Annotated in this window: 23 protein-coding genes; 14 read left to right on the top strand and 9 right to left on the bottom strand. The window is 62.4% G+C overall.

The features are described from left to right. Nucleotides 1–12: 12 nt before the first annotated feature. From G3O06_RS07805 to G3O06_RS07835, 7 genes are all read left to right on the top strand, one after another. Complete coding sequence (locus G3O06_RS07805; protein WP_205815645.1) at nucleotides 13–1,536, top strand: hypothetical protein; 1,524 nt, start codon at nucleotides 13–15, stop codon at nucleotides 1,534–1,536. Further along, a complete protein-coding gene (locus tag G3O06_RS07810) occupies nucleotides 1,536–2,231 on the top strand; it encodes a glucosaminidase domain-containing protein (RefSeq protein ID WP_205815646.1) in 696 nt (231 codons plus the stop codon). The genes G3O06_RS07805 and G3O06_RS07810 overlap by 1 nt, the downstream gene beginning before the upstream one ends. Further along, nucleotides 2,224–10,413, top strand: a complete 8,190-nt coding sequence (locus G3O06_RS07815) for an LPD38 domain-containing protein (protein ID WP_205815647.1) — start codon at nucleotides 2,224–2,226, stop codon at nucleotides 10,411–10,413. Before G3O06_RS07810 ends, G3O06_RS07815 begins: the two co-directional genes overlap by 8 nt. Before the next feature lie 164 nt (nucleotides 10,414–10,577). Further along, nucleotides 10,578–11,138, top strand: coding sequence for a glycoside hydrolase family 19 protein (locus G3O06_RS07820; RefSeq protein ID WP_241019578.1), 561 nt, complete (start codon nucleotides 10,578–10,580; stop codon nucleotides 11,136–11,138). Nucleotides 11,139–11,153: 15 nt separating this feature from the next. Continuing rightward, nucleotides 11,154–11,498, top strand: a complete 345-nt coding sequence (locus G3O06_RS07825; RefSeq protein ID WP_205815649.1) for a hypothetical protein — start codon at nucleotides 11,154–11,156, stop codon at nucleotides 11,496–11,498. Then, a complete protein-coding gene (locus tag G3O06_RS07830; protein ID WP_205815650.1) occupies nucleotides 11,495–11,782 on the top strand; it encodes a hypothetical protein in 288 nt (95 codons plus the stop codon). The genes G3O06_RS07825 and G3O06_RS07830 overlap by 4 nt, the downstream gene beginning before the upstream one ends. Continuing rightward, nucleotides 11,779–12,405 carry a hypothetical protein gene (locus tag G3O06_RS07835; protein WP_205815651.1) on the top strand — a complete coding sequence of 209 codons (627 nt, stop codon included), beginning with the start codon at nucleotides 11,779–11,781 and terminating at the stop codon, nucleotides 12,403–12,405. The genes G3O06_RS07830 and G3O06_RS07835 overlap by 4 nt, the downstream gene beginning before the upstream one ends. 42 nt (nucleotides 12,406–12,447) lie before the next feature. On the opposite strand, the gene G3O06_RS07840 is transcribed toward G3O06_RS07835, so the two are convergent. The 6 genes from G3O06_RS07840 to G3O06_RS07865 form a co-directional block, all read right to left on the bottom strand. Continuing rightward, nucleotides 12,448–12,918: a hypothetical protein gene (locus G3O06_RS07840; RefSeq protein ID WP_205815652.1), complete on the bottom strand. Its 471-nt coding sequence runs from the start codon at nucleotides 12,916–12,918 to the stop codon at nucleotides 12,448–12,450. A gap of 4 nt (nucleotides 12,919–12,922) precedes the next feature. Next, nucleotides 12,923–13,609 (bottom strand): M35 family metallo-endopeptidase, encoded by a 687-nt coding sequence (locus G3O06_RS07845; protein WP_205815653.1) that lies wholly within the window; start codon nucleotides 13,607–13,609, stop codon nucleotides 12,923–12,925. After that, nucleotides 13,599–14,138 (bottom strand): PAAR domain-containing protein, encoded by a 540-nt coding sequence (locus G3O06_RS07850; protein ID WP_205815654.1) that lies wholly within the window; start codon nucleotides 14,136–14,138, stop codon nucleotides 13,599–13,601. The genes G3O06_RS07845 and G3O06_RS07850 overlap by 11 nt, the downstream gene beginning before the upstream one ends. After that, the gene (locus G3O06_RS07855) at nucleotides 14,131–14,667 is read right to left on the bottom strand and encodes a PAAR domain-containing protein (protein ID WP_205815655.1); all 537 of its coding nucleotides are present in this window, start codon (nucleotides 14,665–14,667) and stop codon (nucleotides 14,131–14,133) included. Before G3O06_RS07855 ends, G3O06_RS07850 begins: the two co-directional genes overlap by 8 nt. Before the next feature lie 408 nt (nucleotides 14,668–15,075). Then, a complete protein-coding gene (locus G3O06_RS07860) occupies nucleotides 15,076–15,255 on the bottom strand; it encodes a hypothetical protein (RefSeq protein WP_241019580.1) in 180 nt (59 codons plus the stop codon). 170 nt (nucleotides 15,256–15,425) lie between these two features. Further along, nucleotides 15,426–15,668: a hypothetical protein gene (locus tag G3O06_RS07865; protein WP_205815657.1), complete on the bottom strand. Its 243-nt coding sequence runs from the start codon at nucleotides 15,666–15,668 to the stop codon at nucleotides 15,426–15,428. A 137-nt stretch (nucleotides 15,669–15,805) separates the two neighbouring features. On the opposite strand from G3O06_RS07865, the gene G3O06_RS07870 reads away from it, so the two are divergent. From G3O06_RS07870 to G3O06_RS07880, 3 genes are all read left to right on the top strand, one after another. Further along, nucleotides 15,806–16,180: a DUF1073 domain-containing protein gene (locus tag G3O06_RS07870; protein ID WP_241019581.1), complete on the top strand. Its 375-nt coding sequence runs from the start codon at nucleotides 15,806–15,808 to the stop codon at nucleotides 16,178–16,180. A gap of 719 nt (nucleotides 16,181–16,899) precedes the next feature. After that, nucleotides 16,900–17,166, top strand: coding sequence for a hypothetical protein (locus G3O06_RS07875; RefSeq protein WP_205815658.1), 267 nt, complete (start codon nucleotides 16,900–16,902; stop codon nucleotides 17,164–17,166). Between the two features lie 17 nt (nucleotides 17,167–17,183). Beyond that, a complete protein-coding gene (locus tag G3O06_RS07880) occupies nucleotides 17,184–18,827 on the top strand; it encodes a DUF2334 domain-containing protein (RefSeq protein ID WP_174969179.1) in 1,644 nt (547 codons plus the stop codon). 454 nt (nucleotides 18,828–19,281) lie between these two features. Here the strand turns inward: G3O06_RS07880 and G3O06_RS07885 are convergent, their stop codons facing one another. Beyond that, nucleotides 19,282–19,800 (bottom strand): VUT family protein, encoded by a 519-nt coding sequence (locus tag G3O06_RS07885; RefSeq protein ID WP_051889821.1) that lies wholly within the window; start codon nucleotides 19,798–19,800, stop codon nucleotides 19,282–19,284. A 404-nt stretch (nucleotides 19,801–20,204) separates the two neighbouring features. On the opposite strand from G3O06_RS07885, the gene G3O06_RS07890 reads away from it, so the two are divergent. After that, entirely contained in the window at nucleotides 20,205–20,606 is a 402-nt protein-coding gene (locus G3O06_RS07890; protein ID WP_205815659.1) for a hypothetical protein, read from the top strand. 6 nt (nucleotides 20,607–20,612) lie between these two features. Further along, entirely contained in the window at nucleotides 20,613–21,128 is a 516-nt protein-coding gene (locus G3O06_RS07895) for a GNAT family N-acetyltransferase (RefSeq protein ID WP_174969177.1), read from the top strand. Nucleotides 21,129–21,203: 75 nt separating this feature from the next. Here G3O06_RS07895 and G3O06_RS07900 read toward each other — a convergent pair whose 3' ends face one another. Next, complete coding sequence (locus G3O06_RS07900; RefSeq protein WP_174912447.1) at nucleotides 21,204–21,668, bottom strand: hypothetical protein; 465 nt, start codon at nucleotides 21,666–21,668, stop codon at nucleotides 21,204–21,206. Between the two features lie 461 nt (nucleotides 21,669–22,129). Here G3O06_RS07900 and G3O06_RS07905 point away from each other — a divergent pair, with 461 nt between their 5' ends. Next, on the top strand, nucleotides 22,130–22,390 hold the full coding sequence (locus G3O06_RS07905) for a hypothetical protein (RefSeq protein WP_241019582.1): 261 nt from the start codon (nucleotides 22,130–22,132) through the stop codon (nucleotides 22,388–22,390). Between the two features lie 281 nt (nucleotides 22,391–22,671). Beyond that, nucleotides 22,672–23,229 (top strand): hypothetical protein, encoded by a 558-nt coding sequence (locus G3O06_RS07910; protein ID WP_241019583.1) that lies wholly within the window; start codon nucleotides 22,672–22,674, stop codon nucleotides 23,227–23,229. 430 nt (nucleotides 23,230–23,659) lie between these two features. Here G3O06_RS07910 and G3O06_RS07915 read toward each other — a convergent pair whose 3' ends face one another. Further along, a complete protein-coding gene (locus G3O06_RS07915) occupies nucleotides 23,660–24,403 on the bottom strand; it encodes a DUF695 domain-containing protein (protein ID WP_174912439.1) in 744 nt (247 codons plus the stop codon). Nucleotides 24,404–24,423 lie beyond the last annotated feature (20 nt).

The following is a 24,423-nucleotide window of genomic DNA, read 5'->3' on the forward strand; positions in this document are numbered from 1 at the left end:
AGGTAGACGGCTATGGGATATTACGGAATCGCGGACGCTGCGGGCGACTTCAGCAGGACCCGCAACAGCGATCTCATGTCAGGCGTGGACGCCTACGACAAAATGACCGATGCCTTCATGAAGGGCTATCAGGTGCCCGAACGAATGCTTGCGTCAGACGCGAACGCGCTCGGCAATTCGATCAAGTTCGACACGCTCAATCAGGGCTATGACGACATGGTGCAGGCCGGCACCAACACTGCTGCGACGAACGCAGAGCAGACCGGTGTGAACCTTCACAAGCTGGCCGCCGACGATTCGATCCAGACGTTGCGCGCTCAGGCCGCGCAGCAGGGCATCACGAATCCCGTCGACGTCGCGAACTACGTCTCGAACAACCTCGCGCCCGAGCAGGTTGCGGCGAACCCGTACCTGCAGAACGCGGCGACCGACTATCGCCGAATCGCGGGCTTGCAGCAAACGAATCTCGGCGCGGCGCTGGGCGGCAATCTCGGTAGCAGTCTCGCGACGGACGGGCTCGGTGCGGCCGGTTACGGTATCGACGCGACGCTCGATGACAGCGGCAACATCGTCTATACGGACGCCGCCGGCAATCGTTCGCTGCCGTTCTCGCGCGGCGGCGCAGTGCCATCGGCCGCTGCGTTCGGCGGCAACGTCGACCCATCCGCGCAGTACGGTCTGCACCTGGAGGACATGGCCGCGCAGAGCGCGCGCACGAACGCTCAGCTCGCACAGCGCGATCGCTACGATCAGATGCGTTGGGGGCAGACCGGCGTTGGCGGCCCGAACCAGAAGGTAATTCTCGGGCAGATGGAAAGTGTTCGGAAAGCTGCGAACGATGCCTTCAAGCGAGGCGACAAGGTGGCCGGAGCGCAATTGAGCCAGCAGTACAACGCGCTCCGGGTTCAACTGGAGGGCGGCGCGGCGGCCGGCGCACCGAGCGCTGGCACGTCTGGCATGAACGCAATTACCGGGGCGTCGCCGGGCGGGGCCACGACGGGCACTATCGCCAACCCAATGCAGCCTGCCGCAAGCGCGATGCCATCCTCGCCATACCTGCCGGCCGCGGCGGCGGTGCCGCACGCGGCCCCCGCAGTTCCGGCGCAACCTTCAGTGCAAGCTCCAGCAGTGGTCAACGCGGCGCCCGTTGCACAGCCGGCGGCGGCGCGACCGATGACGCCGGCCGCGGCGCAACCCGCCGCAGCCGCGCCCGCCGTTGATCATCAGAAAGCGTTCGATGCCGCGACGGCGCGCGTCAATAGCCTGATGGCCGGGCTTCGGCAAATGGATGCCGACGCAGGGCCGCGGACAGTGTATGGGCCGCTCAATCCGCCGAAGGGGTATGCAGAGGCGCGTGAGCAACTGGTGGGGCTGCTCGGACAGGCGCAAGGAGAACTAGACCGGTCGAAACAGGCGCTCTCGGTCGCGAGGTGGCAGGCCGAAGATCAGCGGGCGCGCGCTGAGCAGGCAGCGGCGGCCACCGCGAAAGGCGCCGCGGTTCAGCAACTGCTCGATCGCTACACGAAGGGGTACTGATGGGAAGCCCGAAAGATCAATTCGTGCGGACGTACGGCGCTGTCGCGCAGCGCGCCGGCGAGCAGCTCGGCGTCGCGCCGAACGTGCTGCTCACGCAGTGGGGACTCGAAACCGGTTGGGGCAAGTCCGTCATTCCCGGCACGAACAACCTCGGCAACATCAAGGATTTCAGCGGCGGCGGGGTGCGGGCGCGCGATAACGCAACCGGGTCCAACGATGCATATCGCGCCTACGCGACACCGAACGCATTCGCTGACGACTACGCGGCGATGATCCAGCGACGCTACCCGAATGCCGTCGGCGCGGGTGGTGACGTGGGACGTTTTGCGACGGCACTGAAACAGGGCGGCTATGCCGAAGATCCCCGGTATGTCTCGAAGATGGCGACCACGTATGGCGCGCTCACCGGGACGCCGGTCGCAGCGTCCGGCATTTCGGATGGCGCGGCACGCGGGGCGGCAGGAGCCGACGACGACATGGCCTCGATGTACGGCATCGATCCGAACATGATGGGCGGCGCCGCGGCGACGCGTGTGTCGATGGCGCCAGGATCGATATCCAAGCCACTGCTCGACCAGCAGACCGCGCTCGACCGCACCGCCTCACCGCAGGGCGCAACCGCGCAGCAGACCACGGTTCCGGATTGGGGATCGTGGGTGGACAGTTACGTTAAAAGCATCGTGAAAAATGCCTGATACCTTGAACCCCTACAACATCGCGACCGAGGACACCGCGGGGCGCTTGCGCGCGCTTGGTGTGCTCAGCTCGTACGATCCGCCGCCGGTTGCCGTTTATGGTATGGATCAGATCGCGCCTCAGGCGGCGCCGGCGCAGACTGGCCCGCAACAGGTCGGGCCGGCTGCGCCGAGCTGGAACGACTATAAGTCGGCGAACGGATACGACGCTACCGATTCCGTGAACAGGCAGCAGCTCTGGGACACGTATCGGAACAACGTCATCCCGGACATCGCCGCGGCACATGGCGAGGATGCGAATACGCTGCGCTCGTTCTTCGATCAGCAGTACGCCGTCGACAAGCCGAAGGCTCCGACGCGCACGATGCTGCAAGCGGCGAACGACACGATGATCTCGGCCGGCAACGCAATCTTCGGCGGCATCAAGTCGGTGTCCGATCTGGTCGATCCGTCGTCCGGCGTGTCGCACTGGCTGGGCGATCGCATCAAGGAAGGACATCAGCAATACTCGCCCGTGATGCAGGACGAGGAAAAGCGCCGCGACCGTGAGATTGCCGACGCTCAGGCGCGCGGCGACAGCGCGATCATGCCGGCACTGAGCTACTACGTGCGCAATCCGTTGCAGGGTGCGGCGGAAGCGGGCGGGATGATCGCGCCGATCGCAGCAACCGGCGGGGTTGCGGGCGCCGCAGGGCTGGGCGCGCGCGGTGCACTCGCCGCGAACACGCTGCTCGGCGGGGCGATGGGCGGCGGCCAGGTACGCGGCAACCTGTTCGACAAGATCACGGGCATGTCGGACGGCGACCTGATGGCACAGAGCCCGCAATATGCGCAGCTTCGCCACGCGGGCGTGAGCGAGGCCGATGCGAAGCAGCAGCTCGGCACCGCATTCGTGTCGAACCTTCCGGAGATCGGCGGCGCCGCGGCGCTCAATGCTGTTGGTGCACGCTTCGGTCCGGTTGAGCGTGCGCTCGCTGGTGCGCCGGCCAGCGTCGGGCGTGCGGCAGCGACTGCGCTCGAGGCGGGGTGGCAAGCAGGACAGGGCGCGGGTACGCAACTGGCGTCGAACATCGCCGCGCGCGGCGCGCTGCCGAATCAGTCGTTGTCGGAAGGGGTCGGGACGGCGGCGGCCACCGGCGCACTGTTCGGCGGCGTAACGGGCGTGGCGCTTGGCGGTTCGCACGGTGGCCGCGCCGACGCTGCGCCGGCGGACGCATCGGCAGACGCCGTAGCGTCGGCGCAAGATGCGGCCGCGCCGGTTCTCGCGCTTCCCGCGCCGACATACCGACTTGGCGGCCCGGACGCGCCTGCCGCGCCGCAGGGTTTCACGGTCGAGGGATCGGCCTACAACGCGGTACCGGACGACGTGACGGCAGCGCTCGGCACATTGCCGAAGGTGTACAACCGGCAGTGGGCCACCGACTACCTGACGTCGGCGTTGCGCAACGGTACGCTCGAGGACGCGGCGCGCCAGCAGAACTCGATCGGTCGTGCAGCGCAGGCGCTGCTCGCTCGCGTGCAGGAACGGGCAAAGCCCCGCCAGTTGGAGGCCCCTGAGACGCTTGCCGCGTTGCCGGCGCCCGATATGCCCGACGCGAGCGGTGCCACGCTCGTCGACGCCGCGGGCGGCGCGCGCCAACCGACCTATCAAGAATCGGCCGACGCGCGCGCCGCTCGGCAATCCGCGCTCGATACCGGTCTGTCGCCCGACGTGCGGGCGTCGCAGGATGCGCGCACGCGCAGCGCCGACGCGCCGGCCGCTGCTGACGATGGCGTGACGTTGCCGGCCACCGAGGGCGGCCAGCCGGCGAGCGATGCCGGTGCGGCGGATGCGTCGAGCGTGCCGTCTGCACCTACCACTGGCGCTACGGACGCCGGCACGTCGGCCGGCGACGCGCGCCCGCTCGTACTCCAGAACCGTGACCGCGCGAGTGCCGGTGCAATCGGCCAGATGAATGCGATCGCCGCGAACCCTGACGCGGGCCGGCTGTCGTTCTCGCGAGACTTCGCGAACGGCGCGCCCGTAGTCGAGGCCAATTCGGGCGTTGCCATTCCCGCCGACCAGCTCGGGCGACAGGATTTCAGCGTCGCGGCCGACGGGCGGCGCATCCCTGTACAGTACGCGGTCGTCGACGCCGATACGCTGCTGCCTTCGAACGGCGCTGATGGTGTGCCGAATGCCGGCTACGCCCAGGGCGAGCCGAATCGCATGCGCGCGATCGCGGGCAACGGCCGCGTCGCGGCGCTGCAAGCGGCGTATGAGCGTGGCACGGCAGGCGGCTACCGCACGGGCATCGGCGCCGACGCGGCGCTGACCGGGATCTCGCCGGATGTGATTGCCAAGATGCACAACCCGGTGCTCGTGCGCGTGATGCCGCGCGAGGCAGTGACGCACGACATTGGCGACGTGTCGAACACGGCCGGCACCGCGGCGCTGTCGCCGGTCGAACAAGCATCGACCGACGCGCAGCGCGTGAATCTGGACGCACTCGAATTCACGGACGCCGGTGAGCCGACGCCCGATTCCGTGCGCGCGTTCGTGCAATCGATGCCGGTCGGCGAACGCGTCGGCCTGCTCAACCCTGACGGGTCGCCGACGCGCCAGGCGATCGACCGGCTGATGTCGGCGACGTTCCAGCGTGCCTATGGCGATCCGGAGCTGGTACGCCTGTACGCGCAGGCCACGGACCCGGAGGCCCGCACAGTGCTCGGCGGCATGGCGAGCGCGGCCGGCGCGATGGCGCGCCTTGATGGAGCTGGCGACCTTGACGTGCGGCCGCTCGTCACGGACGCCGCGCGGCTCGCAGTGAATGCGCGGCGCTCGGGCGTGAAGTTGCAGGACTTCGCGCGGCAGGGCGATATTGCGATGACGCCGGACGCTCGTGCGTTCGTGCGTCTTTTCGCAGACAATGCGCGATCGGGAAAGCGCATCGGCGAGGCGCTGCAGCGCGTGGCCGATTTCGCACACAACGAGGTGACGAAGCCGACCGAGGATATGTTCGGTAGCGTCGAGCGCGCAACGCGCGCGCAAGTACTGGAGAACGTGAATGACACCGCAAGGCCGCAAGATCTGGGCGTCACCGTCGGGGGTGAGCCTGCTGAATCGGGTGCTGTACAGCAAGCCGCTGACACCGGGCGACGCGCAGACGATCGATCTGCTGAAGAAGTCGGGTCCGCCGGATCAGGCGAAGCTGCATGGCCCGGCAGCGAACCAGCCGAAAGCCTAGAGCAACGTCGCGCGCGCGTCGTTGCGGAGATGGATCGCATCGAGGCGCAGGCTCGCGAGCGGGAGCGAAGCGGCGACGCAGAGGGTTTGCCCTCCCGTACCGGCTACAGCATCGGCGACCGCGAACTGGTAACGGACTGGATGACGGCCGCCGAGCGCGACCGCTATCACGAGCTGCGAACGCAATTGCCGAGCGCCGGCGAAGAACGGCAGGCCGCCGCGGCGCGCGTGCAGGCGAAGGTCGCGGAGCGTCGGGCGCGCGCGGAGTCCACCGGAGCGGATGACGCCCCGCTGCTGACGAACCCGACGCCGGCCGAGCTTCGTGCGCGTGATGAGCAACAGCGGGCGAGCGCGGCGGCCGATGCTGATGCGCAGCGCGCCGTGGATCGGCGTGCGCAGGCCGACGAGCAGGCGAAGGATTTCCGGCTGACCGGCAGCGATCGCGATGCCGATCGCGCGGCGGCGGCCGGACAGGAGCCGTTGTTTTCGCGGTCGGCTCAGAAGTCCGTCGACGCCAACATCAAGCGCGGCCGGACGGCGATGAACCGGGCGTTGACCGAGCGCCGAAGCGTGCATCGCGCAATGTTTCGGTCGGGCCTCGGGTGGGTGGATTTTGTGTGGGGCGACACCGGTCGCGTCAAACCTTCAGGCAAGACCAAGGGTGCGATGGGGATCTCGCATATCGTCGAGGCTCGCCAACGGAAGGACGGCCTCGATTACGCTGGTGTTGTGAGGCTGCTCGACAATGTCGTGACGACTGTTGCACGCGGTCACGAGTGGAAGCGGGAAAGTCTCGGGAATGTGGAGTCGCTCAAGCTGCAACACGGGGCGACCGAGGTGTTGCTGACGAAGCGCGCGGGTAGCAACGCTTGGATCGTCTCAGGATATGAAGTGCATGAGGGGAATCCAGGTGCGACGCCGGTCGGTTCCGGTACGCGACGCCCTACACATTCTGACTCTACGCCTGCCCAAGACAGAATGGGAGCTGGATTCGTGGCTCCTGATTCGAGTGTTCCAGCGGATGCCGGGTCCACCGATACGCGCGCCACAGCGAGTAGCTGGCGGGCGACGGGTGCAGGAAGCGAACGTAGTATAGCAGCGCCCCCAGATGCCGACCTTTCACGCAGACAAGCCCCTCCGAGTGAGGGGCTTTCTGTTTCTGGGGCCGCCGGGTCGCACGAAAGTCTCGGTGCACTGCGCGACGCGTGGGAAGCTCGCGGCCTGAAAGTCGACGTAAGCGAGCGGCGCGACGGGACCATTACGCTGTCACGCATCGTCGTACCGGACGGCGAGCGACAGAGCGGCGTCGGCTCGGCGTTCATGCGCGATCTGACCCACTACGCTGACGAGCACGGCGCTCGCATCGCGCTGTCGCCGTCGACGGACTTCGGTGCGACGTCTGTAGGCCGGCTGCGTGACTTCTATCGGCGGCACGGCTTCGTCGAGAACAAGGGCCGCAACCGCGACTTCGAAGTCAGCGAGTCGATGTACCGGCAGCCGGGCGGCGCGGATCTCTCGCGTGGCGACGGCGTTGGTATGGTTGGCGACGACGTGCGCCGAGCGATTGCCGATGACACCTTCAACCATAACGTCGATGTGTACGACACGATCGACGATGCGCCGGACTACGTGCGCGAGCAGGCGCGGCGGGAGGGCGCGGACGACGTCGAAGGCTTCTTCGATCCGCGCACGAACCGCGTCGCGCTGATTGCCGAAAACATCGCGAGTCCGGACCGTGCGCGCGCCGTGGCGCGCCACGAGCTGATCGGCCACTACGGCATCGAGAACATGGTCGGTCGTGCGGCGATGCGCGATCTCGCGACGAAGGTGTCGACGGCCGAACGGCTCGGGAATAAGGTGTTCCGCGAGATCGGCGCGGAAGTGGATCGCACGCAGCCCGGCCTGTCGGCTGACCGGCGCGCGCGCGAAATGATCGCGATGATGGCTGAGCGGAACATGCATAACAGCATCGTGCGCCGTGTCGTCGACGGCGTGCGGCAGTTCCTGAATCGCATCGGCCTGCTGCACGGCGACACGACCGACGCAGAGATTGCGGGGATGCTGCGCGACGCGCAAGCGTACATGCGTGAACAGGGGCGGCCGTCGATCGCGGACCCGGAAGCGGCGACCGCCTTCGCCAATACGCGTCAGGCCGAACCGCGCAATCCCATGTTCTCGCGCGCCGGCGCCGTGCGCGCTCCGGTGCCGATGGCCGGCCACGAGCCGACCGTCGTCGAGCGCATGCGCGAGATGTGGCGCAACCCTGCACCGACGAAGGATGCTGCGCGCACACTGCTGTCGGAAGGTGCGTCCGCACCGCAGCCGAAGTGGCTCGAGGACGCGACCACGGCGCTGTTTGACTATCGCAATCCGATTGAGCAGGTGATTCGGCGCAGCGGGAACACGGCGGCGGGCCGCGATTTTCGGAACACGATGCGCACGTTCGAGGCCGCGACACAGAAGACGCTGCACGACTTCGAATCGTCGCGTGTCGACCCGATGCTCGGCACGCTGCGCGACGCGTGGAAAAGCGACTTCGAAAAATTGCCTTGGTACAAGGAACACGGATACCGACAGTTCCTGCAGGACGTCGGCACGATCGGGAACCTAGTCAAGCATGGCCGCGAGCGAAACGCCGAGATTGCGCGCAAGACGGCCGGCAAGGACTTGGCTGGGTCCGGCGCGACGAACGAGGAGATCGCGGCATTCGAACAGCACTTCCGGAAGTCGGCGCCTGGCCTCGTCGAATTCTACGAGGGGCTGTACCGCGACCACCTGAAACCGATGCTCGACTATCGCGACCAGACGCTGCGCGATGCAGGCCTGCTCACGCCCGAGATGGAAACGGGGCGCCCGAAATACGACTGGTATCTGCCGCTGTATGGCGATCCGGGCGAAGTCGATGACGGCGGCTCGCTGCCTGTTGGCGGGGGCGCCAGTCTCAAGTCTCCGAAGGATAAGCAAGCGATGGGCCGTAGCGGCACGCTCGCCGACAACCCGCTGCAAAACGTATTGACGGCCGCCGACTCGGCGATCCGCAACGCCGGCATGCAGCAGTTCAAGAAAGACTTCGTGCGCTTCGTGAAGGACGCGCCCGGCGCGAAAGCGCTCATGTCGGCGAAGGTGAACGAGGCACCCAACTTCGAGATCTTCGAGAAGTATGTCGACAAGGACGGGATCGTCAAGCAGCGCGTGAAGCCGAACGCGACGATGTCGCCGGACGCCGTCGTGCTGCGCGAGGGGGACAGGACGACGATCGTGCATGTGGGGAATCAGAAGGTGATGGACGCGTTGAAGGGCGCGAACCGGGCGCAGATCGACGGTCTGATGGGGCTGCCGTTGAAGGCAACGCGCGTGCTGTCGCGTGTGTATACGAGCTGGAATCCGATGTTCCCGCTGATGAACAAGCTGCGCGACGTTCAGTCGATGGCGTCGCTCGTGATGGCGGACGCGCCGACGGCCGACAAGTTGGGGGCTGTGCGGCGGATGTTCGCCAACAACGCGACCTTCATGCCGCAGTGGCGTGTGAAGCCGGGCAGCGAGTACCACCATTGGCTCGAGCGGTTCGAGGATCTGGGCGGTGCGACGCAGTACACCGACCTGTTCAACGACGACATCATGAAGAACATCGAGAACGAGTTCGGAAAGCTGGCCGGCGTGAACGCGCAGTACAAGGCGAAAGCCGCGGCGCAGAAAGTGGGTGACTTCGTCGACCGCGTCAACGAGCACATGGAGATGACGTCGCGCGTGTCGCTGTTCAAGGCGCTGGTTGAGTCTGGCGTGTCAGAGCGGGATGCAGCGCTGTACGCCAAGAACACGATGAACTTCGAAACGAAGGGCAAACTCGGCCAGCAGCTCGGCGCGCTGTACACCTTCGCGGGCCCGGCGCTGTTCGATGCACGTCGGATGTCTCAGGCGTTGCGCACCCCGCGCGGTGCCGCAATGATGCTCGCGCAATTCGCGCTGATGTACGGCATGTACGGCGCGCTCAAAGCGATGGGCGGCCAGGACGATGACGGAGTCGACCGGCTGAACAAGGTGCCGTTGTCGCAGTCCGGACGCTTCCTGACGATGATCGATCCGTCCGACCCGGACGGGCGCGGCTACAAGTTCCCGGTCGGCTTCGGCTTCCAGCGCATCGCACTGACGCTCGCAGCCGCGACACATCGCTATGCCGACGGCGCCGACGACGCCGGTACGTTTCTCAGCAACGTCCTGAAGGATGGGTTGCTCTCCAACTTCAGCCCGGTCGAGCCGACTGACATCGACCCGTCGAAAGACCTGTCCCAATGGGCGATGCAGCAGTTCGCCCCGAGCATCGCGAAACCGCTGCTGCAGCTCGCGCTGAATCAGACCGGGCAGGGCAATCCGATCCACAAGCCGGACGAGTGGACGGGGAACAAGCTGCATTTCCAACAGGCATGGCCGCAAACCTCTGGTCTGTTCCGCGGGCTCGCGAAACAGCTCTACGACAGCGCGGGTGTCGACGTGTATCCCGAGACGCTGCAATTCCTGCTGCGCAGCTACGGAGGCGGCGGGGCGCTCGACGCAATCAAAGCGATCGACGCGATGGGAGAGAAGGCCGACGTCGACAAACACCTGAGCGACCTTCCGCTCGTGCGGTCGTTCGGCTCTGGCCCGGTGCCGCAGGACATGACGCAGTTCCGCCAGAACTCGACGGACATCGACCGGCTTGCGAACGAGCGGAAGTATGCGGAGCAGCAGGGCACGCTCGATGGGTTCGACGCAGCAAACCCGGGCGTGGAGCACCGCGCCGATCTGATGAGGGCGGCGAACGCGGAGATCAAGGCGCTCTACAAGGAACGCCAAGAGGCATTGGCCGATGAAGATCCGGCGCAGCGTCAGCAGCGTGCGCTCGAAGTCAACCGGCGCATCCGCGCCGTCCAGATGCGCGCGAACCGCGCCTACAAAGAAGTGATGGCGAACGCCGGCTGATTGGCGCTTCGCATTGCGATGCCGCCTTCGGGCGGTTTTTTTTCGGCCCCTCGCGGGCCGTTTGTTTTTTGGGGAGGTTGTAGATGGACAAGAGCGTATTCCAGCGCGCGATGGGTTTGAGCTCGGCGCTCGCTGATCGCTGGTACGGGCCAGTGTCGGCGGCAATGATCGAGTTCGGCATCAACACGCCCGCGCGTCAGGCCGCATTCCTTGCGCAGATCGGCCACGAGTCCGGCGGCTTCTCGAGCCTGGTCGAGTCGTTCAATTATGCCCCTGCCGCACTGGCGCTTTTCTCGAGGGTCCCGGTGTCGTTGCGTGCGCAGCTCGGGCGCCAGTCGGGCGAGAAAACCGTGCCACTCGATCGACAGAGGCAGATCGCCAATTTGGCCTACGGCGGCCGCTACGGCAACGGTGATGCGTCGAGTGGCGACGGTTGGCGTTATCGCGGGCGCGGGCTGAAGCAGGTCACGTTTCGAGACAACTATGCAGCCGCCGGCAAGACGCTTGGCGTCGACCTCGTTGCAAACCCGGATCTGCTCGCGACGGACGACACGCTCGCCGCTCGGTCGGCGGGCTGGTTCTGGAATGCGCACGGCTGTAATGGACCGGCCGACGCCGGCGACTTCGCTGGCACAACGCGAATTATCAACGGGCCGGCGATGGAGGGGCAGGACAAGCGCGTCGCGCGGTGGGATGTGGCGAAGTCGGCAATCGGACTGGCTTGATGATGGGGAGGAGGCTTGGACTACTCGCAATACTTGACGGGGCCGCTGTCGGTGTTCGCCGGCGGCGCAGCCGGGTCGCTCGTGCGAATCGTAGTGGCGCCGCCGAAGAATCGGCGGCTGATGGTTTCGCACATCATCATCGGCGCGCTGATGGCGTTGTTTGCGGGACCGGCTGTCGTCGAACATTTCTTGAGCGGCGACGGGATGGCGACGCAACGAGGCGTTGCTTTTGCGATCGGCTTCGTGGGGCCAATGGTGGCCGAGATTGTCATTCGTGTGATTCAGCGGCGGGGCGACCGGATAGCGAACGGGCTGGTCGATCGCGTAACGGGAGCGACCGAAACAGGAGGGAAGGAATGAATGCGCTAGCTCTTATCTACGTGGTACAGCACTTCGCGCTCTGCGCGGCGGTCGGTTATTTGCTGACCCTGCCACAGGCGCTCGTATGGAGAGTCATCCTTGCGTTGATTCAATTTGGTGCGCTGTGGAACCTTGCGGGACTGATTTGGCTCGGTTACGACACCGTCTGGCCCGGCGAGCCGGTCATTACCGGGGGATTCTGCCTTGCGGTGTTTGGCTTGATGTTCCTCAAGCATCCGCTCGTTACCAATCGCCCGCCCGTCGTGAATGGAGGTGCACGATGAACTGGTCTGACGTTGCACCCATCATCGCGAAGGCGGCGCCACTGCTCGGCTCGGCACTCGGTCCGCTCGGCACCATCGCCGGTGGCGCTGTCGGTGCGATCATTTCTTCGGTGACTGGCACACCGGCCGACGATCCTGCTGCTGCGGCCGCTGCGATTCAGGCTGACCCGGCACTGCTGGAAAAGCTACGGGAAGCCGAGCTCACCAATCAGGCGACGCTCGCGCAGATCGCGCTCCAACAGCGGCAGGCGGAACTGGTCGCGCAGACGGCAGCGGACGCTCAGATAACGGCGCGGTATCAGGTAGTTGCCGCCGACCGGGACAGCGCGCGCCGACTGGCCGCGAAGCAACCGTCGGACTGGATGCGCCCGACGCTGGGCTGCGCGATCGTACTTGCGACGATCGGTGTCGTGTTTCTTGTGCTGCTCGGCTTTGCAGACGGTACGCTACGCGACCCCGTTATTGCGGCAACGGCCGGGGGCCTCGTGATGTACTTCCTCAAAGAGTCCGACAAGGTCACGAGCTTCCTGTTCGGCGCGACGAGCGAGGCGACTGCGCAGACACGAACGATCACGAAGTTCGCGGTATCGCCTGGTGCTGTAACCGCAGATCCTGACGCGTAGAAGTCTCGAGCGAGGCCGGCGGTTGGTCGTCGGCCTCTACGACTATTTGATCGCCCTCGAAGTAGGCTTGACGCGGGGATCATCGCAAAGCCACGCACAACTTCCCTTACACAACGGCATGAGGCTTACGCCAAGTTGCAAATATCCGCTATGCCCAGTGCTATCGAGCGGATATGGCGTGCGAACAATGTGTGTATCGGTATAAATATATTGAGGCTTGATGCCAATCTGAACGAGAAAATCCTTAAGTTGTTTCCCCCTTGATTTTGCGAGTTCTGACGCATTCTTTTCGCCAGCATATGCACTCGCGATAATTTGCGCTTGTATTTCGACATCAGGCCATCGTTGTGCATTCAGCATCATGTCTACCAACTTGAGCCGATAGTCGTTAGGAATGCCGGCATAGTTCAGGGGGACACTCTCAAGGATATCTTCTGAGATGGTGCAGGCGCTCGCATGTTGAAGGTTCAGGAGGCATGCAAGAAACGCGAGGATTAGTATGATTTTCTTCACGGTCTCACCAAATTTTCTTTCGCCGGAACTCGTCCATATCCTCAAAATGAGCAATATAGCATGCGATGCTGTCCGCATTTTTGCTTGCGCCATCGGGATTGGTCTGCGCCCAATAGCCAACGCCGTGTGCAAAACCATAGCTGACGTCTTCGGAATTGAACGTGTCAACATAGTGACTGCATTCGTGAATTAGAATCTTCAGTTTGCAGTTTCCTGATACAAAGACATCGTCAACGGTGCAAAAATGCGGATAGAATGCGATGATTCGCCGCGTCGAATCGGGTTTACATACTGCTGCATCGTTGATGCCTATGTCCGGCGCGGTCGCGCATGTGATTTGCATTCCTTTCTGTTCGTCCCATTTGACGACTTTTTCGGGCTGCAGCTCTCGCATTGCGGCTGCGAGTTTGGGTAATCCGGTGCTCAGTATTTCGCGTATGGTTGAGTCTTTTCGGCCAAACCAGAATTGAGCTCGATCTTGTGCGGTCTTATCCCATCTTGCAACGTCCGCGATGCGCTCTCCGATCAAAGCCAAGGCCGTATTCCGAAGGCGAATTATTAGCGCCTTAAATTCCTTGTTTGTCATGTTCGGACAAATGGGCGTAGTGTTGACGTCGACGTAAACCTTCGAGCCCGGCGTCGTGTTCGTCGTGGCTGAATCGTGAACAAGTTCGTAATCGTCATTCGGCATTTTCGTCTCTCACAATTTCAAGGTGAAGCGATTCGGCATCGGTCGTCGTAACGCGTTGTGTATGGCCCGTGGCATCCGTGATGCCGACAAGGACCTGCCCCGATGCAGTCCGAATCCGATATTGGACATTAGCTAGGGGCTGACGACTGTGGGCGTCACGCAATACGTACTGCTCGTCATGCACGGCGATCGGTGCGCTTTCGACAATCGATTGCTTTGCCGTCCCCGTTGTCGCCTGTCCACCGCCACCGGTCGAGTAGTAGTAAGGCGAGGCAGGCGACGCCCGGACGCGATTCTGTCGGCACGGGCACAGCACCCAATCCCAATCCTTGACCATGGCCTTTCCATCATCCAGCCATGCGTTCGCACTGCCTCGTATTGAAAATAGTCCTTTGCAATTCCCGCACGACGCTTGGTCGCCATCCCGGGCCATGGTGTTGCCGCGCTCGTCGTAGTGCGCTGATGAACCGCTGGCGACATAACCACCGGTCGTCGTGCGGCTGCCTTTAGCTACCAGTTGCTCAAACATGATCGCGATGGATGTGGAGTTGAAGGTCTTCGGCGCCGATCGTCACAATGCGTTGCGTATGCCCGGTGGCATCCGTAACGCCGCTGAAGATCCGTCCTGATTCGGTACGAACTCGGTATCTGGCGTTCGCCATTGGCTGACCGGTGGCGGCATTACGGAGGCAATATTGCTCGTCACACCGGACGGGCGCCGTGGCTGGCGCGACTGCAATGGCTGTGTCGATCACTGCGCTGTTTGCCGAGGTGAAGCTCTGGCCCCCCGTGTGCTGCGACGCGATCATGACTGGCGGAGGGCTGCATTTGCACCGGCAAATGTCGTCCTCTAGCGCTTGTTCTTTGCCCGACATGCGCTGCGACAGGCGTTGTCCCTGCGCTTCGATATGACCAATAGAGTTGCAGGCGGGACACGAGACTTCCGCGCCAATATAGGTTCGCGGGATGCCATGATGCTTTACGGATTCCATACCCTCAAGCACCACACCACCTGACGACGACTGATCTCCCTTTCTGAGCCATGCCCTTTGAGACACAACGCCTCTCCCAGTGAACAAAGCACCGATGCTATCTGGGTCTCGATCAGCCGACTGTTAACAATCGTCAGTATTAACTTGACAAGCCCTCGAACGTCGAGGCGGCGAGCATCGATTACAGCGCTATCCGGCTGACGACATTGCGGAGCAGGCGCCGACGTAGACAGGATTTTCGGAACGACCGGCCGCAAACCCTTGTCAGGCGGTGCACGGAATTCTGAAATTATTCCGAAGAAATTTTTATAGGCGTATGATTTTATGGGTATTTTCTCGGTTAGAACCTTGGATTGTGATTCCTGTCGTCGTGGGTTCGAGTCCCATCAGCCACCCCAAAGAATTCAAGCAGTTAGAAACGGCACTGTCCCAAAAGACAGTGCCGTTTTTGTTTTGGAATTCCCGGATTGGGAATTACACGCCTTTTCGCTTTATGATCCTCGTTTGATCGTAGACGCGCGCAGTCTTCGCCGGATTCGCATGTAAATCCGGAAGTGCGCCGCGTTCCGTTTTATGCCGCGTCGCGTAATACGCGCGCAGGTCGCGGAACGTGAAGCGTCGCGCGATCTTCTTCAGCTCGAGCGCCTTGCTCATCAGCTTCGACCATTCAGTCTTGAACCCGGCCGGCGGATAGTGCGTCGCGTACCGGTTCGAGAACACATACAGCAATCGTCCTTTCGCACGGCGCGCAGGCGCGCGATCAGCTCCGTCAGCGCCGTCGTGATCTCGATCTGCTCGATCACTTCGCCGCGCAGTTTCCGCATTCACGTGAATGCGACCTGCCGTGCGGTCAACCTGCGGCCAGCTCGGATGAGAAACTCCACCTTCCGGTTGCCGGCCGACGCCACGTACTTGGCGACCCATTCGGCTGCGCCCTCGGCATATGCGTCGGCGGCCGTCATGTGCTGCAGGCGCTCGACGCGCACGCCGGTGATCGCGAGCGAGATGCGCGACGCCCGGCGCGGCATATGGATCGACGGCACCCATCGCTTCTTGAGCGCGGTCACGTGCAACCCTGCGGCGGCTCCGCGCCGTGGAACGCGGTGTACGGCTCGCGCGTGAACAGGTCCATGGTCGTGGTCGACGCGATCAACGACATGCCGGGAGGCGCGAAGGACCTGTCCGTCGGTGAGCGGCTTGCCGGTTGAGCGCGACAGGATTTCCCGGAATCTCGAAGCGGAAACAACAAGCGCGACCGCTGCGCGTGACGGCGGTAACGCACACCCATCGCACGGTTGACTCGTTTGCCAGCTGGTGGGGCGCCGACAACCAGCCGTCGGCGTCGCAGTACACGCTGACGTACCAGAGCCGCGACAGGATCCGGCTGGAAGCTGCCTGTCGCGGATCGAGGATCGTGCGCGCTGCGGTGGATGCGATTCCAGAGGACATGACCCACAAGTGCATTGAGATGTCCGGGCTTGATCCCATCGGTGTGCTCGCCGACGTGCTCGGCAGCATTGACGACCGCGCGGGCGAACTGGCAAAGATCGCTGACGAACGTGGCGTCGCCGGCCAGTAGCGCGGGCGCGACCATGGCGCGTTGACCGCGTCCACGCGCTGACGCTGAAATTCCCAGGCGCACTACATTACCCCGGCGCGCTGCATCTCTTCCCGCAATAGATGGTAGAGCCGCAAGAAGTGACCGGATGGGCCGTCGTTGTCCGGCAGCCTGCCGTCTCAGGTTCGAAACGTCCCGGCATTCGGTCGAGAAATGAAAATTCGTGATCCATAGCATTTTTCACTTCGCCCGCCTGATAACAAACGCCAGGTCGCAACGTATTGCCTCATTCCGCTACAGGCACCGATGAATCTCGGAGCCGGTGCCACGACACATCGTCGCCCTGCGTTTCTTCGACGTAACGTTTTTCTTGCCTTTCCAGGCTCTCCTGTTTCGGCTATTACCGGCCCGCTTTGGTGGAACGGCGCTTGGCACTGTTAATGCATGCGTGGTGGATGTAGCGATCAGGCGAGGCCGCAACTGCACTTTCGACATGCGTATCTGTTGTCGGCTGTTTCCGGTGCGGTGGTGGTCTTCACCGTCGGGGCGATCGTGACCGACGCAACGGACGGTTCCGTCGTCGGGCAAGCGTCGATGCCGTGGAGCAATTCGTATGAGGTTGTATCAGGCAGGCATACCTCTTCGGGCAGCGTCTTCCGGACACTCAAGGCGCACACGAGGCGTTCGCCCTAATCGCACACGCCAGTTTTCAGTCAGAGGTCAGTGAAAGGAGTTTTTTAATGAAAGCCTCGCTCAAGGTTGCTGCGGCGTGCGCCGCGATTTCGTCCGCGATTGCGTTGATGGGCCCCGTTTGGAGCGCCGGACTCCCGAATGCTTCCGACCCACACGCGCGCGTCGCGCCTCCACCGCGCACGGCCGTCGCGACCGAGGTTATGCCGGGGATGTCGGAAGAGGGGAAACGCCATGCCGAGCGCGAGCACGGTATGGGACCGAACTTCAAGGAAGGCAAGCATCGCCTGAGCAACGGCAATTTTCGGCGCGACTAGGCGCGAAGGAGATGACAATGAAGAAGCTCATTCTCGCATGGGCGTTGGTTCTCGGGTTCGCATTTGCCCAGATGCCGTCCTCCGTGCTCGCGCAGACCACCACGGCGAAAGTCCTGGTGCTCTATGATGCGCCACCGAACGACGCGTACTCGAAGCTCGGTCTGGCTTACGCGATCATGCTGCGCAACCTGCTTGGCCATTTCAACACCAATGTCACGCTTGCGCCCATCGACAGCTATACGGCCGGAACTATCGAAACGTATCAGGCGACTTTCTATCTGGGGGACTATTACAACAACCCCATTCCGCCCGCATTTCTCGCGGACGTCGTGAAGACGTCAAAGACGGTGGTCTGGTTCAAGGACAACCTGTGGGAAGTCGCATGGGATCCGTCGTACAACTTCACGGCCCGCTATGGATTCACCTTCACCGGATTAAGTGGACTGGCCAACACGCCAACGAGCAGCAACCCGAATCCGAACTTCTTCGACACGGTGCTTTACAAGAACATGAGCATGGTCAAGTACTATGCGTTCAACGCGAGCACCGGCGTGGTTAGTGCGGATCCCGACATTGGCGTCACTGCGGTGTCCGACGCGACAAAGGCCAGTGTACTTGTCACCATCAAGAACAGTCAGACGGGTGCGCAGGCGCCGTACGTGATGCGCGCAGGCAATTTCTGGTACTTCGCCGACATGCCGTTCTCGTACATCGGGCCACGCGACCGGTACCTGGTGATCTGTGATCTGCTGCATGACATTCTCGGAACCAACCAGCCGGTGCTGCATCGCGCGATGGTGCGTCTTGAAGACGTCAACGCGTTCACGACCACGTCGTCGATGAAGACGCTGACCGATTACATGTATGCAAAGCACATTCCGTTTTCCATTGCTACCATTCCGCGGTACGAAGACCCACTCGGCGCCTATAACGGCGGCGTGCCGCTGACCGTACACCTCGCGCAGGCGAGTGGTCTGAAGCAGATACTCAATTACGCGCTGGTGCGGGGCGCCAGGATCGTGATGCACGGCTACACGCATCAGTACAATTCGACGCCGAATATCGACAACGCGGTGAGCGGCAATGACTACGAGTTCTGGCTTGCCACGCAGAACCGCCCCGTGGACGAAGATTCAACACAATGGGCATCGGCTCGTCTGAGCGCGGGCCTGCTGGAATTTTCGTCGAATGGCTATGTTCCCTTCGCGTGGGAGGCGCCGCACTACCAGTCTTCGCCCCTTTCGATCAAGGCCGTTCCGCCGCTGTTCAAGACGACCTACCAGCGGGTCGTCTACTACACGTCAGATCAGCCGAACCTGAATTCGACCGCGCCGAATCACGACTTTTCGGTTGGCCAGTTCTTCCCGTATATCATCAATACCGACTATTACGGGCAACGGGTTCTGCCTGAGAACCTTGGGAACGTCGAATACAACATATGCAACATCGATCCATACTCGTGTCTGTCATACACGTGGCAGGATCTCTATACGAATGCGCAGTATGCGCTGACGGTCCGGGATGGTTTTGCATCCTTCTTCTTCCATCCATTCTGGCTTGAGCCCGACCTTGGCACGCCCGGCTATCAGGATTTCCAGAGCCTCGTGAACGGGATAACCGGTCTCGGCTTCCAGTGGGTTGGTGCGTATGACGCCAAGTAGTGTTGATGTCCAACTGGAATGGACCCACCTCGAGCCGTCAAGTCCGGCAGACCTTGAGCGAACAGAGTCGGGGCAGTTCTTGCCCTGACAGTTGTCGAGAAATCCAGGTTGCCGTGCGATGAGGAGGGTTGTCTGGAAGATGGCGGAAGGGCGCCATGACAGGCAAGGCGCTGACGGGGCTGCATATTTCAATGACTCGTCGTGACTCGTTGAAATGCGCGAAAATTGCGCAAGGATCGTGATTCCTGTCGTCGTGGGTTGGAGTCCCATCAGCCACCCCACCGAATTCCAAGCGGTACAAGTAGTTGGAAACGGCACTGTCCAAAAAGACAGTGCCGTTTTTGTTTTGTCATTCCCGAATGGACCTGGTCGAAGCGGGAAACGCCACGGCGAACCGAAACGAAACGCCGGCTAACTCGGCAACGAACAACGTCGCCATACACTCAACGCGTTCTTAACGATCGACCACGTTGCTCGCGATCCCCGCCTGAACCGTTCGAGCGTTTCGAAAAACCAGCCACGACCACAAAGCGCCGCCAGCTACCTTGGCGACGAACTGCAACGCCGCGATCGTCGGAAACACAGTCCCGAATGCAATAAGCGGAAAGATGATGGAGTCGACAGCCGCACCCGCGACGTTCGCGCCATTTGCACGCGCCAGTATCGGAAAGCGGCGTGCGAGTTGAAACACGATTGCACTTGCTACGGCTGCCGAACCGAACGCCACCAGAGATGCGAGGGCAATTTCCTTGGCGGCTGGATTGAGCGCGTAACTGACGACGCCGGCGGCCGCGATCAACGCAAACATCCGTGACCAAAGTGCGCGGCCGCGCCAGTCCAGGTGGAGTCGGTCTCGAATCGCGAGGTCGAGTCCGATCAGAAGGAACGCGATGATCGGTGTAGCAGCCGGTCCGAAATGAGCGACCATCAGGTTCGCGACAGCGACTGCTGCGATATAGATCAAGACGTACATGATTCCCCTGCTAATGAGTGCGTGCTGCGTAGATTCGGAGCCGAAGTTTGCCATACACGGCTGACTAAACGACCTGACGCTTCGCTACTCGCAAGCCGGGGCGTACCGCGAACGATTGGTGGAACGCCAAGGCTGGGAGCGACCGGACATTGTCACTGTGTCGCCGGTTTCCATCAAAGCATCTTCGACGCGAGATCGTATGGCCGTATCCGGTCGACCTGATGTTGAGAAGTTTCCTTTCCCGGCTAAGGTTCGTGCGTTCCGTGCCGTTATCTTCCCTGGACAGCCCTCGTGCCTCGAATGCTGATCCGTTTTCTTGCCTGCTCGCGTTCCGCGTGAGCAGGCTTTTTTCGTTCATGGCCGCCTTTTACCGCCTGAGTGGCGGAATGAGACAGGGATTTGGCATGAATCGACAACGCGCAACAGTCTTACATTGGTGTAATGTATCGACTTCCTCGTGCCCTCATGCTTTGCAGGGCCGTTCCATCCCGATAACCAATGACGGTGTCGGGATTTTTTTTGCCTGCATCCCGTTGCACTGGCAACGAGTTGCAGCGGTGCCTGACGGGCAGGCGCCGACGCTGATCGCGTCAGACGTGAAGGATGCGAACGCCCGCGATCGCAAATCCGATCGTTTCCAACAGGCGTCGCATCGTCTGATTTCCCCCAAGGTCCGTTTTTCCGTCGTCCCGGGGCAGGCCAACACAATACCGTTCGAGCGTGGCGACGTTGAGTTTTGCATGCCGCAACGCGCGGTATATTTTGCGACGAGACGTCCCGATCGAGAGAACAAGCAGAAGGAGTGACCACCGATGCCGGAAACCCGGGCCACGCTGCGTGCAGCGACCGCGCAAGACGCAAACCATATCGCTCGCCTGCACACGCTGAGCTGGCAAACCGCCTACAGCCACATCCTGCCGGCGGCCTACTTGTCCGACGAGGTGCCGGCGGAACACGCAACCCGTTGGCGGCAATATCTCGATCGCAATGAAAAGGAGTGGGGCCTCGTGCTGATCGCCGAGTTGGATGGCGAACCCGTGGGCTTCGTCAGTGCCGAGCGCCCGGTCGATCCAGTGCTCGGCGTGCTGCTCGACTGCCTGCACGTCCATCCTTCGCACCACGGAAGCGGCACGGGCAAGCGCATGATCGAAGCCGTTCGCGCATGGGCGCGCATGCTCGGCGTGGACAAGGTTCACCTGACAGTGCTGGAGGGCAACGAACGCGCGATCGGCTTCTATGAGCACAACGGCTGGCAACTGGCGGGTATCGAAACGAGCCGCATCGGCCAGACGGAAGTCACCGATCGGATCTATGCGATACGGGCCTAGTAGCTTGGCGACATTCGAGCGAACGGTCGCACGATGTGCGGCCATCGCCGGGCGAAAGCCGAACGTACTCCGCCGTTACTCGCCGCAGTACCGCACGAGCAGGTCGGCTTCCGTCTCGTGTACCTCGACGGGCAGGGTCGTTGCGCCTGCATAGGCGAGATAGCGCGCGCGATGCTGGCCGTTGCGGAACGACGCCACGCCGACCTTCGACAGGCCGGGGATGCCGAGCAACGTTCGCGTTCTCGTCTCGCGAAACGTGATGTACGGCATGTCCGGAATCCTGTCCTGTTCAGGATCGAGGAATTCGCGAATACCCGCGGCCTTTCCGGGGGCCCAGTACAGAACGGACGGCAACACGTAGTCCGTCGTGTCCCGGTCGGCACATGCCAGCAGTTTTTTCACGTCGATCGTCACGACCCGGTGTCGCGTATCGTCGGACGAGAATACCCGCTTGAGATGTGTATAGGCATAGGGGGCGTGCCCGGGAAGCTGGACAATCCAGACTTCTACGCCATTCTGTTGTGCGTGGGCGAGTGCCATGGTTTCCTCTGGTGCTGCAAGCGGTCTTCTTGACTGGAGTTTAGCAGTGCGATTGCTTCGGCGAAGCGGGGCAATACCTGGAACGGGAAAGCGGAGCGATTCGTGGCAGAACCTGAGCCGCGAGTGAAAGCGCAGAGAGGAATGGAGGGTAAATCGAAGGCGGTCATGTGTCGGCGATCGATATCGACAGGTCACGAGAATATCGCGATACTGCCAGCGGATATGGTGCGCCGCGCGAATTTCATCGAAGATTCACACAGTGTCGCGAAGCCCGGTGTGCGCGGGTCATCATAAGAACAGAGAGGGCAGATTGACCGGAGAAAACCATGTCGTCGAAACTTGAGATCGAGTACCTCGATTACTGTTTCACCGCGACGCTCGAAATCAGGGAGTCCGGTCGGACCGGCGTTGTCGATTGGCATCTCGAATCGGCTTCGCGAAGCAAGACGCTTGCGTGGATCGTGTTCGACCGCTTTCTCGAGCGGAATGATTTCGCCGATGAGGAGGATGCGCGTGCCCATATCGTCGACTGGCTGGAGCGGCTGGCCGATCCGAAAACGGGCGCGTCGGTCGAAATCGCGAAAGCGAACGCGGTTGCGGTCGGGGTGGTGGCGACGGGCGCTTCGACCGCATCGACTGCCGAAATCGTCGGCGAAACCGTCATTGACATCGCCAGCGATCTCGACTGGATCGAGATGGTTGCGGATTGGCTTTTCAATTGACCGTCACGATGATGAAACCGGGTTGTCATGACGCAAGTTCTTGTGTTCGCGACGCACGGTTTCGAAAGAATCGGCGCAGAAAAATGAAGCCCGAGTCATGTTGCCTGGGGAAAATAGAATAAATCTGCTTTGACAATACCCGCGACTTACCGGAGACTGCGCGCGGGCCTGAAAAAATCCGCTTGAATTAAAACAAAATAAAATTCCAGACGTGAAAAGAAGAACGCTGCTGACGGAGGGCAGCGATCATTGTCGCTGCCGGCCTGACAGGCTGCACTGCAATGCTGTTCGAAGACGGCAGATACGAAGAGACAGTCGACCGATTTCTCGTCAGCGAGGACGGCAGGAAATTCGTCGTGCTCGGCAAGAAATATCACTACATCTTCGATATGCCAGAGCATCTCGGCGCTGTGCTGGCATCGCCTTACCGCAAATCGATCAATGCGACGCTCTATGGGTTCGTCGCGCAGGGCAGCAAGATCTCGGGCAACTTCTCGCTCCAGCTCAGTCGCACCGGTATGACCGACGACGACTGGAACCGCGCGCTGGAGGACGGCTTCACGAAGCGCGGAAGCAGCGGTCTGGAGATGACGGGTGTGCTGGACGGGTCGCGCTATCTGGCCGATGGTTTTGCGCAGGGCAAGACGAGGTCGTCGTTTGCGCATGCGTACAAGATCCAGGTTACCGACCGCATCACGACGGCTGGCAAGGCCGCGCGCGTGCTCGCGACGCCCGTCACGCTTGCGGCCGACGGCGTGATGATGATCGGGGCCGTGGTGCTGTCACCCATCATCGTGGTGATGCTCGCGCCGGTGGCGGGCGTTGCGCTCGGACCGTGACACGATCCGAGCGGCGCACGAGCGAACCGGTTGCCGCGGCATTGTCACCAAATGGTGAGTTGCCGCACAGATCGTTGCGCGGCCCGCGCTCACAATTTGGCCGGTTGACCGTTCTTCCCCGGCCCGGTCAACCGTTTCCCCGCTCGCTCGCGCAGGAGCGGGGGCTTTTTGCCCGTCCGACGCCGGAAGGCTGCGTCGGCGGAACCGGACAGGCGTTCGGCGGGCGGCGTAATCGCATCGGTTGCGCGCCCCGGCATCCGTTCGCCTGATTCGCACGAATCGCTTTCCTCGTGCCTGAGCGAACCCTCAGGCCCATCGCCGGTTTCGGCCGGTGATGCCTTGGTCCCGGCGGCGCGCAAGTATGCCGCCGGGATATTTTTTGCGCCGAATGCGTTGCATCACCTGTCGCGCCGCGGGCAGGTCAACCCGCTCAGCCAGCCTGTTCGACGCTGGTTTCCCATCCGTCGTATTCCCCTCCGAGCGCACGTACCTCGCGGTTGATCGTGACCGTATGGCGCGTGATGTCGGCCAGCGCCATGGTGCCTTCGTGCGAAAACCGGACGGCCGACTTGCCGTCCTCGGTGGGTGCAACCGACTCGACCGGATAGCCTTTCGCTTCGGCCCAGTCCGCAAACTGATGCGCGTCGCTCGGGTCGGGGAAGTAGGCCCAGTGCATCACGCGTCGGCTTACGTCGCCGGCGTCGCCTTTCTTCCGCAATTCATCCAGTACGCGCATGTCGCGCATGATCTGCCAGTCGTCGTCGGTCGGGTAAAGCGTCTGCCAGTACGCTTCCTTGTCCGGATCGCTCTGGTGAGCGTACTGCAGTGCGTAGGTCGTCTGATCGGCCAGCGTGTCGACGATCTCCGCCGCGGCCTCTTCGTCGAACGGCACGTAGAAAAGGAAATCCCGATGGCCGTCGACGGTGATGCGGCCGACCTGCACGCCACCTTTCGCGGTGATCGTGGCGTCCAGCAGATCCTCGATCTGCGTGAGACCGGCGAATTCGTCGCCGGTCGGCAGGCCTTCCGGTGTCGGATGCGCAAAGGGGACGCGCACGCTGAGCAGCGACGTGCGCGGATCGCCTTCCGCGATTTCCGCAAAGCTGTGGTTGAAGCTGATGAAAGCCTGATGGTCGCCCATTCTGGCAGGGAAGGTTCCCCAGGCGTCGGTCATGTGTTTCTCCCGTGCACGAT

The sequence above is a fragment of the Burkholderia sp. Ac-20345 genome, from assembly GCF_017104825.1.
Classification (GTDB): domain Bacteria; phylum Pseudomonadota; class Gammaproteobacteria; order Burkholderiales; family Burkholderiaceae; genus Burkholderia; species Burkholderia lata_B.

What these genes read in the sequence shown, in the direction of transcription:
- G3O06_RS07845 (WP_205815653.1), bottom strand. Translation starts at nt 13,609, where the DNA reads ATGCCGAATGACGATTACGAACTTGTTCACGATTCAGCCACGACGAAC.
- G3O06_RS07890 (WP_205815659.1), top strand. Translation starts at nt 20,205, where the DNA reads ATGAATCGACAACGCGCAACAGTCTTACATTGGTGTAATGTATCGACT.
- G3O06_RS07830 (WP_205815650.1), top strand. Translation starts at nt 11,495, where the DNA reads ATGAATGCGCTAGCTCTTATCTACGTGGTACAGCACTTCGCGCTCTGC.
- G3O06_RS07810 (WP_205815646.1), top strand. Translation starts at nt 1,536, where the DNA reads ATGGGAAGCCCGAAAGATCAATTCGTGCGGACGTACGGCGCTGTCGCG.
- G3O06_RS07895 (WP_174969177.1), top strand. Translation starts at nt 20,613, where the DNA reads ATGCCGGAAACCCGGGCCACGCTGCGTGCAGCGACCGCGCAAGACGCA.
- G3O06_RS07820 (WP_241019578.1), top strand. Translation starts at nt 10,578, where the DNA reads ATGATCGAGTTCGGCATCAACACGCCCGCGCGTCAGGCCGCATTCCTT.
- G3O06_RS07880 (WP_174969179.1), top strand. Translation starts at nt 17,184, where the DNA reads ATGAAGAAGCTCATTCTCGCATGGGCGTTGGTTCTCGGGTTCGCATTT.
- G3O06_RS07815 (WP_205815647.1), top strand. Translation starts at nt 2,224, where the DNA reads ATGCCTGATACCTTGAACCCCTACAACATCGCGACCGAGGACACCGCG.
- G3O06_RS07900 (WP_174912447.1), bottom strand. Translation starts at nt 21,668, where the DNA reads ATGGCACTCGCCCACGCACAACAGAATGGCGTAGAAGTCTGGATTGTC.
- G3O06_RS07835 (WP_205815651.1), top strand. Translation starts at nt 11,779, where the DNA reads ATGAACTGGTCTGACGTTGCACCCATCATCGCGAAGGCGGCGCCACTG.
- G3O06_RS07915 (WP_174912439.1), bottom strand. Translation starts at nt 24,403, where the DNA reads ATGACCGACGCCTGGGGAACCTTCCCTGCCAGAATGGGCGACCATCAG.
- G3O06_RS07885 (WP_051889821.1), bottom strand. Translation starts at nt 19,800, where the DNA reads ATGTACGTCTTGATCTATATCGCAGCAGTCGCTGTCGCGAACCTGATG.
- G3O06_RS07875 (WP_205815658.1), top strand. Translation starts at nt 16,900, where the DNA reads ATGAAAGCCTCGCTCAAGGTTGCTGCGGCGTGCGCCGCGATTTCGTCC.
- G3O06_RS07860 (WP_241019580.1), bottom strand. Translation starts at nt 15,255, where the DNA reads ATGAGCAAGGCGCTCGAGCTGAAGAAGATCGCGCGACGCTTCACGTTC.
- G3O06_RS07850 (WP_205815654.1), bottom strand. Translation starts at nt 14,138, where the DNA reads ATGTTTGAGCAACTGGTAGCTAAAGGCAGCCGCACGACGACCGGTGGT.
- G3O06_RS07910 (WP_241019583.1), top strand. Translation starts at nt 22,672, where the DNA reads ATGCTGTTCGAAGACGGCAGATACGAAGAGACAGTCGACCGATTTCTC.
- G3O06_RS07805 (WP_205815645.1), top strand. Translation starts at nt 13, where the DNA reads ATGGGATATTACGGAATCGCGGACGCTGCGGGCGACTTCAGCAGGACC.